At 60.6% G+C, this 12762-nt stretch carries 9 protein-coding genes; 3 read left to right on the forward strand and 6 right to left on the reverse strand.

Translation table 11 applies throughout. The features are described from left to right. Positions 1-14: 14 nt before the first annotated feature. Both AC1RR3_RS15125 and AC1RR3_RS15130 read right to left on the reverse strand, forming a co-directional pair. Positions 15-1379, reverse strand: a complete 1365-nt coding sequence (locus AC1RR3_RS15125) for a polysaccharide pyruvyl transferase family protein (RefSeq protein WP_492823869.1) — start codon at positions 1377-1379, stop codon at positions 15-17. 19 nt (positions 1380-1398) lie between these two features. Beyond that, positions 1399-2856 (reverse strand): lipopolysaccharide biosynthesis protein, encoded by a 1458-nt coding sequence (locus tag AC1RR3_RS15130; protein ID WP_492823871.1) that lies wholly within the window; start codon positions 2854-2856, stop codon positions 1399-1401. 285 nt (positions 2857-3141) lie between these two features. On the opposite strand from AC1RR3_RS15130, the gene AC1RR3_RS15135 reads away from it, so the two are divergent. Continuing rightward, on the forward strand, positions 3142-4251 hold the full coding sequence (locus AC1RR3_RS15135; RefSeq protein ID WP_492823873.1) for a glycosyltransferase family 4 protein: 1110 nt from the start codon (positions 3142-3144) through the stop codon (positions 4249-4251). Between the two features lie 4 nt (positions 4252-4255). On the opposite strand, the gene AC1RR3_RS15140 is transcribed toward AC1RR3_RS15135, so the two are convergent. From AC1RR3_RS15140 to AC1RR3_RS15155, 4 genes are read right to left on the reverse strand one after another with little or no spacing between them, the layout of a single operon-like run. After that, positions 4256-5350, reverse strand: a complete 1095-nt coding sequence (locus AC1RR3_RS15140) for an acyltransferase family protein (RefSeq protein WP_492823875.1) — start codon at positions 5348-5350, stop codon at positions 4256-4258. Beyond that, complete coding sequence (locus tag AC1RR3_RS15145; protein ID WP_492823877.1) at positions 5347-6456, reverse strand: acyltransferase family protein; 1110 nt, start codon at positions 6454-6456, stop codon at positions 5347-5349. Before AC1RR3_RS15145 ends, AC1RR3_RS15140 begins: the two co-directional genes overlap by 4 nt. A 6-nt stretch (positions 6457-6462) precedes the next feature. Then, a complete protein-coding gene (locus tag AC1RR3_RS15150) occupies positions 6463-7803 on the reverse strand; it encodes a hypothetical protein (protein ID WP_492823879.1) in 1341 nt (446 codons plus the stop codon). A 7-nt stretch (positions 7804-7810) separates the two neighbouring features. Next, positions 7811-9022 carry an acyltransferase family protein gene (locus AC1RR3_RS15155; protein WP_492823881.1) on the reverse strand — a complete coding sequence of 404 codons (1212 nt, stop codon included), beginning with the start codon at positions 9020-9022 and terminating at the stop codon, positions 7811-7813. Positions 9023-9652: 630 nt separating this feature from the next. Between AC1RR3_RS15155 and AC1RR3_RS15160 the strand changes: the two genes are divergently transcribed. Both AC1RR3_RS15160 and AC1RR3_RS15165 read left to right on the forward strand, forming a co-directional pair. Beyond that, on the forward strand, positions 9653-10165 hold the full coding sequence (locus tag AC1RR3_RS15160; RefSeq protein ID WP_492823883.1) for a hypothetical protein: 513 nt from the start codon (positions 9653-9655) through the stop codon (positions 10163-10165). A 31-nt stretch (positions 10166-10196) separates the two neighbouring features. Next, complete coding sequence (locus AC1RR3_RS15165; protein WP_492823885.1) at positions 10197-12428, forward strand: GNVR domain-containing protein; 2232 nt, start codon at positions 10197-10199, stop codon at positions 12426-12428. The last annotated feature ends 334 nt before the right edge of the window (positions 12429-12762 follow it).

A 12762-nucleotide genomic window follows, 5' to 3' on the forward strand; every position in this document is an offset into this window, starting at 1 on the left:
CGCCTGCAAGGCGCTCAGGCGACCCTCCCGCCGGCCTCCTGCACGATCCGCATCGCTGCGCCCTCGCCCAGCAGCGGCGCAATGTTGGCACGGGACAGCTCCATGACGCCCGGCAGCACCTGGCGCACCTGCTCGCCGGCGGCTTGGTACGTGCCGAAGAAATGCAGCAGAAACCTCTCAAAACTGTCCGCGACGAGGAACTGGGCCGGCGATAGCAGCAGGGATTCGCTGACGCCAAAATGCGCGAACAGGCCCTGGAACTTGTCCTGGTAGGTGATCGCCGCGACGGGCGTTCCCTGCCCCAGCGCAGCAATCGCCAAATGCATGCGGCCGGTGATCACGCCGTCGACCAGACCAACCACGGCCTTGATCTCGCCAGCCGACAGAACCAGCTCGACATGATGTACGTGCTCGCCAAGCGTGGTGCGAAGCCGATCGGCCAGCGGCCGAAGACAATTGTCGTCGGCGATGCCGGGGCGATAGTCGTGCGCGAGCAACAACCAGCTCACGTTGTGCTCCCGCGTCAGGCGCTCCATGGCCCCCGCCGCAAGCTCGATCATCTGCTGGAGCTTGGCGGGCTCCGGCTTCTTGAACAACATCGGATGGATGTTGAAAACGAAGACCTTGCGACCCTGCTCACGCTGCCGCGCGATCGTGGCTGCAATCTGCTTTACCGAGGCGGTCTCGGTGCGCGGCGTCAGCATGAACGCTGCGTCGGCGACGAGACGCGCGCGCTTCTGAGCGAAGTCGTCGAAACGACGGAGGGATATCGCATCGCGCAGATTCAGGACCACGCCCGGATCCAGCAATCGAAACACTTCGCGCAGCGCCCTCGCCGGCCGGGAATTGAAACTGAAGCCGAGTACGCTCACCTTGGCGCCGAACGCCGCCATCAGGTCGGCAACGAGCAGCATGCGCGCGGCGTCCACCGGAGAATAATAGCCGTCAAGCACATCGGCCCCCAACACCAGTCCGAAGTCCGGCCGGATCAGGGACAACTCCCGCGCCACCGTCTCGTAGGAAAACGGCTGCCTCCAGATCTCCAGCGGCTTGTAGCCCATGGCGCGCACGTCGGCGCTGGCCGCCGCAGTTGCGGTGACGATGTGGATCTCGACGTCCGGATAGGTTCGCTTGACCTCGCCGGCCGCCGCCTCGATCATCGCCTCATCGCCGCGCGATTGATGGATGCTCCAGGGATCGGACGGCAGCAGAACGAGCCGCCGCGGATCGTTGCGCGGCGCGGCGTTGACGCCGACGTCCTTCCTCGCAATCTGCCACCTGCGCAGCTCGAGCAGATCGACTGCAAAGGGTGTATTCTTCGCGCTGTTGAGCCAGCCTCGGAGGTGCCTGCGGACGGGCACGGGGATCAATTGCTTCACGACATCCTCCACGTCTTCATTAAGCGGCCGCACCGCGCTTCACGACGAAATCGATCAGGGAGAAGAGCTGCTTCCGCCAGAACAGCAGGATACTCACCAGATACGTCGCTCCGAAGCACGACGACAGCAGCCCCATCCGCAAATAGGGGTTCAGATTCGGGGTCGCCTCACGGCACAGCACGACCGCCCCATAGGCCAGGACAATGGCGCAAAGGCAGCCGGCGATCGGCCGCAGAAACTGACTCCAGCTCAAACCCAGCAGCCGGAGCGCCAGCGCGAAAGTCACCGGTGTCACCACGAGCTGCGCAAAGGCGAATATCGTGGCGAGCTGGCCTATGTCGTGGGACGGAAGCAGGAACATGGCAGGCACGACCGTGCAGAACTTCAGGATGTTCAGCAGGAAGACGTAGTTAGGCTTGCCCAGGGCGCCGAAATAAGCGCTGTTGACGAACTGCACCGTCTGAATTGCGCCAATCAGCATCAACGGCCGCATCACCGCTTCACTGCCGCTCCATTTCGCTCCGAACAGCAGCAGGGAGAACTCCGGTGCGATCGCCGCGAGCAGCACGAAGACCGGAGAGCCGACCAGCGCACCGAGACTGACGCTGCGCAGATAAGCGCCCGCAATGCGATCGCGCTCGTGAGCAATCCGGGACAGCGCGCTCAGCGCGACGTCCATGACGGCCTGGGTCAGCAATTGCATCAGGATGATATAGACCCGCGCGCCAACCGTGTAGATTCCGAGCGCCGCCACGCCATAGAGGGACAGGATGATCATGTCGATGGTACGGACGATGGCGAAATCAAGCAGCCTGTTCAACACCACGTGGACGCTGTAGCCGGAGAGCTCGGCAAAACTCTTGAGGTCGTAGCCCCGCATCGGCAGCCATCGCGGCTGGCTCCAGAGCCACAGGCCGCTGATTGCACTCTGAACCACCACCTGGATGACGAGGCTAAGCGCACCAAAGCCGGCATAGGCGCAGGCAATCCCGACGACGCCGGAAATGGCGGTCGCCACCATGGTCCTGACGGCAAGCACGCGGAAATCCATCTGGCGCTTGTACAGCGCTTCCTGGAACAGTGTCGCCGTGCCGATCGGAAGCGACAGGCTCGCGGCCGTCAACAGCGGCGCGAGCCCCTTCACGTCGAGCCAGCGTTCGATATGCGTTGCAAGCAGACTGATCGACACCGCCAGAATGGCTGAAGCCGCGAATGAGCAAAAAAAGGGCAGCGTCACATCGGCAGGCTCGAGCGTGCGCCGCTGAATCAATGCGTCACCGAATCCAAACTCCGAGATCGAGCTCAGAAGCAGCAGGATGAAGGCGACCAGCGCGGCGAGGCCGAAATCCGATGGATCGAGCAGCCGCGCCAGGACCAGGAACAAGACGAACGACAATGCGCGGCCGCCCCAATTCTGGGCAAGCGACCATAGCAAGGCGACCACGACCTGATGTTGTCCGGACTTCGTGACGTTCATCAACAAATCGACCCAATTCCGACAGATCCAACCACAATCACCCGCTATGGAGTGACGATCGATGGCCACTTGCGATGTGTCCACTTCCGCGATCGCTTCGGCGACCAAATGCTCGCGACATTGCGACGACGTGATGGCAATCAGCGAGTGCCATCGAGAAATCCGATTTAGAGTAGAAGTGAGTTCAAATCGTGGACTACACTTCAGTGGTTCTCAGCGATGTGATGCAAGATGGATGCCTTGACAAATTCGCCTACTCCGCCTGCCAGTCGCAGCAACAGACGCTTGCGTGTCGCGATCTACGCCCCGCATTTTGCAGAATATTCCTACCGCCTCGCGTCGGGATTGGCGCATCATTGCGACGTCCGTCTCGTGCTCAATCGCAAGGATGCCAACCAGCAATGGGAATTGGGTGACATCGCGGTTGCAGCGCCCTTCAATACGCGCATCCGCGACCTCAGCCTGCGCCGCGGCGGCGCGCTCGGCATTCCGGCTTCCTTCCTCGACATAATTTCGTTTCGTCCAGACGTAATTCATTGTCACGAAGTTCCCGAGATCTACACATCCAGGCTGATCCAGCTCCTGCGACCGCTCGGAATTCCACTGGCGCTGACCGTGCATGACGCCATTCCACATTCGGAAGGCGGTTCAGGCACCTCGCCGCGCGAAGATGCCTGGCGTGGGCATATGCGCGCATCGGCCTCGCTCGTCACGATGCACGGCCAAAGCTGTGTCGGTGATTTCCATCGCGCCTCGCCCGACTTCAAGGGCCGGGTCCTGTCCAGTATGCATGGCGTGCTCATGGTTCCGCCGGCGCAAAGCGCGGTGACAGAGCCAGAACCCGCCCGCATCCTGTTTTTTGGACGAATGTGGGCCTACAAGGGCCTGGATGTCTTCATCGATGCGCTCGACCTTCTGGCCCAGCGCGGGGTGGCGCACGAAGCAATCGTCGCCGGCCGCGGTCCCGAGATGACGCGTCTCGGCGCGCGGATGGAATCGATGCCGACCGTCAAGACGATCAACGCCTACATCTCTCCGCAGGATACCGGACGGCTGTTTCAGTCCGCGACCGTGGTTGCCCTGCCCTACAAGGATGCGTCGCAAAGCGGCGTGCTGGCGTCCGCCTATGGCAATTGCCGCCCAGTCGTCGCAAGCGCGACCGGCGGAATCCCTGACGTCGTGACTGACGGCGTCAACGGGCTCCTGGTCCCTCCCGGTGATGCCGTCGCATTGGCCGATGCGCTCGAACGCGTCCTGACCTCCCCATCGCTCGTTGCGAGATTGACCGAGGGTGCACACCAAACCGCTACCGGTCTGCTGAACTGGGACCGCATCGCCGAAGGACTGTTACCCGCCTATTATCAGCTCGCCGGCCGCACAGTGAGCCAATCATGATCTATTAGACAGACTGCTCCATCTTGCTCAGCGGTCGAAACAGCGTGGCGCGAACCGCGCCATCCAGCAGACGCCTCAGCCTGACCTCGATCAGATCGTAGCTGATCGCACTCGCGACCAGCGACATCAACAGGCCGAGCACGATGAAGCCTGCCCACAATAACCAACGGTCGACGCCGGCTGCGACGAGCTTCAGCCCGATCATCTGCAAGGGAAACAGCACAAAGGGATGCACGAGATAGAGGCTGTAGCTGATCTTGCCGACATATTGCAGGGCTGGTGTGCTCAGAGCCTTGGCAAGCCCCGAGTCCGGGGCCAGCACCATACCGAACAGCACAAGACCGGGAATGAGGGCCACGAACGGGTGGAATAGCACGAGGCTGGCGTACATCGCCGCGCCACAGGCCAGGCCAGCGATCAGGCCGGCGGGTCCCGGAATGGAGATACGAAAGCCGGTGGCGCTGAACAGCATTCCGATGCAGAAGAACGCCGTGATCGGCCAATGCAGGAGGCACGCCATCCCGAGCAGGAGCAGCGGCGCCGCCAACAACCGCCCCCCGAAACGCAGCATCGAGAACGTCAGCGCAAACCAGATGTAGAACGCCCACTCATAGGTCAATGTCCATGCATTCTGCTGGGCAATGGGCAAGCCCAGCACATCCTGCACGAAGAACAGATTCGCCGAGAAGATCGCAGCAAAGCTGGCCAGATCGATGCCGCGGAAGAACTTGTAGCCGACGATCGGTCCGACCACGAACAGGGCAAGGTGCAGGACGACGAACACCGGCATGATGCGCAGGATTCGATCGAAGAAGAACCGCCCCACCGAGCCATGACGCACAAGGCTCGCCGGAATCAGGAAGCCGCTGATCATGAAGAACAGCTCGACGCCGTGCCCGCCGACATTGATCGTCGATTGCAGCCAGGGCCAGAGCGGTGGCAGGAAGCCGGGATTCGGGATGTCGTACATGCCGCCCTTCGGCATGTCGTAGAAATGGTCCATCAGCACGCTCAGCGCCGCGATGCCCCGAAGTCCCTGGACCGACGGGACGAACGATCCGTCATACGCGGCGCCGTGCTGGTGCGGTGCCTTGATCACTCCGCTGCACCCTGCGTGCTGAGCGCCGGATCGAGAACGACCGGCTTCCTCCGCGCCGAGCGAAACTTCTGCCCGAAGGAGATGCTAGGCTTCTCGACGAACGCGAATGTCATCCAGCTGACGAGGATCGACAAGGCCACGATCAGGGCCATGAAGATCGACCACCCCAGCGGTCCGTCGCCGAGCCAGACGAATTTGTGGACCCAGACGATCACGAACGGCGACATCAGGTAGACCGAATAGCTGATCACACCGACGAACGCCACGGGACGCCATGCCAGCCTCTCGCCGAAGACGGCAAAGACGATGAAGACGAGCGCAGCGAAGACATAGGCCAGCCCGATCGAGTAGGTGTAGAAGAAGTTCTCCTGATAGACGCCGCCGAACCGCCGGTCGGCCAGCGTGATGGCGAAGATGGCATAGAGAAGCGTGCAGACGGTCACGTGGGACCATCGAAGCTTGCCGCCGATCACCGCGTCACGAATGACCTTGCCGAGGAACATGGCCGAGAGGTTCAACCCGACCTCCATCAACGACGAGACCGTCCTGTTCTCGATCAGAAGCGCGGCTGTGATCCCGATCAGCGCGGCAGCAACGACGATCGTCACCGCGGTGAAGCGGCGGTTCAGTAGCCCCATCGCAAAGAGAGCGGTACATCCGACGTAGAACAACAGCTCGATTGCCAGCGTCCAGTAGAACACCCAGAGATTTGGGACGTTCACGAAGGTCTGCAACATCGTCACGTTCACGACGACCTGCGACAGCGGATAGACCTTCGCTTCCAGCATCTGCATCGTCACCAGCCCGACCAGCAGCGAGGTCCAGTAGGCCGGGTAGAGCCGAAAGAAGCGGCTGATCGCAAAATCCCGCACAGGCGTCGCGCTATCAGGGAAACTGAACGGAATGACGAAGCCGCTGACGAAGAAGAACAGCACAACGCCGAACCGGCCGAAATTCATGTAGTAGCCGATCACGTCGTGAATGGGCCAGTAATACGCGCCGGTCGGGTGTTTCTGCACGATCACCTCCAGCACGTGCTGGACCAGCACCGACAGCACGGCGATGCCGCGCAGCGTATCGATGAATGCGAGCCGTTTATGCATCATTCGTTCTCACCTGGTCCTGCCCGCCGCCTCTGGTATGTCCGCGCCGAAGCCGTCCACTGACCGCACCGGCCTCGGCATTGGGATTGTCGGGGCGGCAGCCGCCCGTGCAGAGGCGGCGCGCTTCGAGAACACCTCGCTGAAGCTCAAGGCGATGATCAGGAGCCCCGACGCCGGGCCGTAGTTCAGGACGGTGATCGTGAACAAATTGACCACGAAGATCAGCGTCAGCTTGTACACATCGGTTGCCCCGAATGTCGCCCGGAACACCATCACCATGAACGCGACGAACGGCAGCCCGAACATCAGGTAGGTCCCGATATAGAAATTGTCGACAGGAACCCAAAAGGCGGCGAGCGGCGAGAACAGCTTCTGCGGGTAGTTGAAACAGCCCGCACCGCACCCGGTCACCAGACCAATCGGCATGAGCTGGCTCATATAGACAAAGGGCAGCTGCCAGCTGTTGTTGATGCGATCGAGAATGCTGAACAGGGTCGAGTGCGGCACCGCCGCGGTCCCCGAAGCGAGCACAATCATGAAGAACGGCACGAAGATCGCGGCGAAAGACCATTGCGCGATGGATCTGATCGCCGGAAAGCGCGATTTCTCCGGCAGCATCCGCACGAACACCAGCAAAATCAAATAGAGGACGAGAACGATCATGGTCGTCTTGCTGGTGGTCAGGCGAATGGTGTAGATCGCAAGGGAGCCGAACACGAGGCACCACAACGTGCTCATGCGAATCGACGTGATTGCGAACGACACGAGGATGAAGAAGGCGGCCATGGTGTTGTCGGCTGCAAAGCCCATCAAGCGCTGATCGTCGCCGCCATAAGCCCACCAGAGTCGACCGGCCTCGCGCACGGCGCCGAAGGACTCGTACTTATAGCCCACCCAGGGCATCAGGTAGAACTTCGTCAGGAGAACGCCGATCACCGAGAGATAGAAGGTTGCGGCGATCACCGACAGCAGCTTTCGGTACGAGCCCAGGCTCGAATCGCAAAAGCAGAATCCAACGAACACCGGCAGCATCATCTTGAACGACGAGATCGCGGCGTTGGCCGTTCCCATCATGAAGTAGCCGAGCACGAGCGACAGCATGATCTGAACGAGCACCAGCAGGGCCAGGGTGCTGCGATTGCGCAAGACACAATGGACAAAGAACTGGGCAAGGCAGAGGAGCGCAACGCCGTCGGGCAGATACCACAGCGCATCCACGTGATAGATGCTGGTATAATAGCGCATCACGCCGCCGAAGGCGTCGCGGACCAGATAGACCGCGAGCGCGAGCGCCTCGATGTTGAGGCTGATCAGCGTGATTTTCGGCCTATGCAGCGCGAGAATGCTCATACCGGGCTCAGTTGCTCAGCCGCGCCGAGCGTGCGGGAGACGGCGAGAATTCCCGGCGGCTTCCAAGCGCATTTCGCAGCAGCTTGCCGCCGGGAATCTCGACATAGAGATACGTGAAATGCGAAACGATCAGCACGGCGGCCAGCCCGACGACGAGGTTCAGCGTCGCCGGCAGGCCCGGCCAGATCGCGTCGAGCGCGGCGATCCGCCCCATTCCGACCGCCCGCACGAAATACTCGGCGAGGAGCACCACGAGCGCGTGCACCATATAGATGGAATAAGAGCGGCGCCCGAGCCAGACCAGCGGCTTGGCGACCAGAATCCGCGGCACCAGCTGCGCGTCCGGAAAGGCCAACAGGCTGCCGAGAAAGACCGCGAACGTCACCGGTGCGAGGAACGTTGCCGCAGGGTTGGTCTCCGCCAGGCTGACCAGAACGATGCTGGCAATCATGGCGACGAGCTGCAACGCACCCTGCACGGCAGGGCCCGGCTTGCCGGGCAGGCGATCGACAATCCTCACCGTCAGCACGCCGAGAAAGAAGCTGACGAAGCAGCGCAGGATGCCGAAATCGGTCTGGAGCCCGAGGCTCCTCTTGTCGAGCCCGAAGATGATGAAGACCAGGCTTGCCACCGCAAGCAGACCACAGAGAACATAGAACAGAGTCAGCGACCGCACGCGTTGGGAGAGCAGCACGATCAGGCCGAACACCAGATAGGTGTAGAACTCGACGCTGATGCTCCAGCTCGGCGCATTCCAGCTGAGATAGTCGATGAACCCCATCGAGTGGAGCAGCAGAACGTTGAGAACGAAGGAATAGGCGTTGTTCACCTCGAAGGCCGCCGGCGCGGCGACCACCACGCCCGCCATCACCAGGCCGATGCGCAGGAGGCGGAACAGAAGATTTGCGATCAGCATGACGATGTGCAGCGGATAGACCCGCGCCAGACGCCGCACCATGAACTCACGCAGCGAAAATCGCCCGAAGCCGCTCTCGACATAGCTGAGCGACATCACGATGCCGCTGAGAACGAAGAACAAATCGACCAGCAGCCACGCGCTTCTGAAGAACGAGCAGTTGATCCACGCGTTGTGCGGAAACGCAGCAAGGAACGTCGGCATCAGCAGCAGATGGTGAATCACCACCGACGTCGCGGCAATGCCCCGGATACTGTCGAGCGGCAGGACATGCGCCTTCTCACGATGAATCAGCTCCGTCACATCAACATTCCCAAGCTATTGCACCGCAGCACTGTGTATCAGCTCTCGCGCGCTTTCAATCTTCACGATTGCGGACTCGCGTCGGACGCATGACAGCCGACGACAAATTCATCGCTCAAAGATCGTTTCGACACGCAAGCGACAAGTTCACGCCATTTTTGTTTTTAGCGCATGCAAGGCAACGCGCGAATCTTCTCGGATGCAGATCGTTGCGAACATTTGCGTGCAAACCATGCGCGAAACCGGGCATTGTTACGATGCGATCCATACGGATGACATCGCTGGCCCGCGCTCATGTGTCGCTGGAACAATCTCGCGCACGAAAGCCTGTGTCACTTTTGCGACGAGTGATGTCCGATTATCGCCTCATACATTCTCACACTGCAAAATTCGTGAGCGCCAGATTGCCGACCTCGCAGGCATTGCAAGCCATCTCTCATACAACCGTCTGAAAATCAGGCAGCGCATGCAATCGACGCGATTGAAGGAACCAACTTTTGCATCGCACAAAAATTGACACAGTTACTCGCCAAGATCCGCCTGTTTTCTTCTTGCAACAGGAACGAAGGGACACGGATGAGCTGCGGACTAACGCATCTTTGTACCAAGCCGAGATGGCTATCCATTGTCTTGGCCGCTTCTTCTCTGATCGCGTTGAGCATCGGGGCCTGCCACGCCCAGTGCATCGACTTCTCAGACCGCGCCCCGCAACCCGAACTCGACGCGTTCGTTAAGTCGCCGTCCTCGCTCCTGGAACGGCTGCGCAACGACAAGGAGAAGCTGAGAGCCCGCCTGTCCATCTATATCGCGACAAATCCCTCGGTATTGCCGTCCGTGCAGACGCTCATTTCCGAGTCGACGTCAACCGATCGTTCGTCGATCGGCGCGGCGCTCCGGATTGCGGAAGGACGCTGCACATCGACGAAGCCGGCCGCGGCGCGCAAGATCAAGGATTTCACGCAGCGAATAGGCGATCTCTCCGTACAGGCAGGCTATTCGGCGGCGGGAGAAGATGACTCCGGCGTCCAGGCGCAATCGCAAGACAAGGGCGCAGCACAACCGTCTCGCGGCGGAACTCTTCTCGAAGGCGAATGGAAGACCAAGCTGACTGACCCGTTCAAGCCCGTTCCCATTCCGTATTGATCCGTGATCGTCAAAGGCAGTGAATTTGCAAATGTATCAGCCCAGAGAACAGTTCCAGTCGGGACACAGGTTCGGCATCGAGTTCGGCGGCGCGGTCCTCAGCTTCGAGCGCGTGGCCGACGTCCTGCGCCGCCAATGGCCGCTCGTCGCCGTGACGGTCGGAGTTTCGCTGGCTCTGGTGCTGGTCTACGTGGTCCTGGCGCAACCAATGTATACGGCGAACACCCGTATCATGATGGATACGCGGCAGGCCCAGGTTCTGGACAAGGACAGCGGTTCTAATACCGCGCTCATCGATACCGGCTTCGTCGACAGCCAGGTCGAGGTGATCAACTCGGACGATTTGATCCTTTCGGTCGTTCGCCGTCTGCATTTGACGGACGATCCCGAGTTTAATGGTTCAGCTCCTGGCCTCCTTACAGCCATCCTTGGCAAGGTGATGTCGTTGTTCGAATCCGGCGAACCGCCGACCCAGGAGCGGATCGAACATGCTGCGGTCGAGCTGGTTCAGAAGAATCTGAGAGTAGAACGCGTTCTGACCACGTATGTTCTGTCCCTCAACTATCGCGCGCGGACACCGGACAAGGCCGTCAAGATCTCCAATGCCATCGCCGACGCCTACATCGTTGGAGCCCTGGAGGCCAAGTATCAGTCCACCAAACGGGCGAGCGAATGGCTCCAGCAGAGGAGCATCGAGCTGAGTGAGCAGGCAACAGCCAGCGATCGCGCCGTGCAAACCTTCAAGGCCGAGCACAACATTGTCGGAACCAGTCGGGGCCTGATGTCTGAACAGCAGCTGTCAGACCTGAATACGCAGCTGGTTCAGGCGCGGGCGGCAACGGCCGAGGCCAAGGCTCGCCTCGATCGAATCGAGGCGATATCCGGTCAGGACGTCACGCAATCGACGGTGACCGATGCTCTCAACAACTCGGTCATCACCCGCCTGCGCGCGCAATATCTTGACATCGCGGCCGACTATGCCGACTTGTCCAAGCGCTACGGCAAAACTCATCTTGCGGCGGTCAACCTGGCCAGCAAGATGGATGAGCTGCGCAAGAATATCGCCGACGAGCTGCACCGGATTAGGGACGCCTATCGCAGCGACTATGAGATCGCAAAGAGCCGGGAAGCATCGCTCGACAAGAGCTTAAAGGACCTCGTGGCCCAGGCCGGTCACACAGGTCAGGCGGAGGTCCAGCTGCGCGATCTCGAGAGCGCCGCCGATACATATCGCAATCTCTACAACAACTTCCTCGAGAAATTGCAAAGCACTACGCAGAACCAGAGCTTCCCGATCAGCGAAGCGCGCATCATCAGCACTGCAACCAAGCCCGATCGCAAAAGTTCTCCGCGCACCGTCCTGGCGCTGGTGGGTGGTCTGGTGGGCGGCCTCTGCCTCGGCTTCGGGGCCGCATTTGCGCGTGAGCTGCTGAGCGACGTCCTGCGGACCCCCGGCGAAGTCGAGGATGAACTCGGCGTGAAGTGCCTTGGTGTCCTGCCCGACATTCGTCCGGTAACGAGGGCCGGCGCGTTGCTTTCGACGTCCGCCAAGGCCGGCGCGCCCGCATTGTCCCGCTACGTCGTCGATCATCCATTTTCGCGGTTTGCGGAAACGCTGCGCAACATCAAGGTCTCAATCGACGTTGCGCGCCTGACCCGGGAAATCAAGGTGATCGGCATCGTGTCGTCGCTGCCCAGGGAAGGAAAAACGACTGTTGCCGCCAATTTCGCCCAATTGATAGCCCTGACCGGGCATCCCACCATCCTGATTGACGGCGATTTGCATACCCGCTCGCTCACACGCGAACTCGCGCCCAACGCAAAGACCGGACTTGTCGAGGCTCTCAGCGATCCGAGCAGCCTCGGCTATCATGTCCAACGAAGCAAGGAAACGGGGCTCGACTTCCTGCCATCGATCGTTGCCTCCCGCATGGTCAATTCGGCCGACATCATTGCATCGAAAGCAATGGGCGACCTCCTCAAGGTGCTGAAGGAAAACTACGAGTACGTCGTGATTGATCTTGCTCCGGTGATGCCGGTGGCGGACTCCAAGGCCGCCAGTCATCTCATCGATGCGATGGTCTATGTGATCGAATGGGGCCAGACCACGCGAAGCGCTCTTCAGGAATCGGTTTCCGGGTCGGAAGTCCTTCAGAAGAAGTTGCTTGGCGCCGTGCTCAATCGCGCCAACCCGAAGATGCTCAAGCGCATCGAGGCCTATAAGGGCAAGCACCATAACAGCTACTACGTCGAACATGCCTGAGGCGATGTCACCGGCGAAGAGTTACGCCCTACGCCTCTGGGCCTCGCGTTGCCTGGAGCAACGGATCCCGACCCAGTGACCTGCTGCACGTAACGGAATCTGTCAGGCGGCGGTCTGCGCGAGCGGATGCAGGACCGAGAGAACTTGGACGAGCGTGCCGGCCTGGCCGGCCGCTCGATCTCCGTATTCGTCCGGAATCCACAAATTGTGATCATTGCCCTAGCCCAAAGCAAGGATTGACGAAGAGCGTGACGGCTAGGACAGTGCGCCATTGCCTGCGCCCGTTCGTCCACAAGAAGGACCGACCCAACTGGCCTTAAACTGCCGAATTGTT

Source organism: Bradyrhizobium sp. GW821-FHT13H05, from assembly GCF_058804065.1.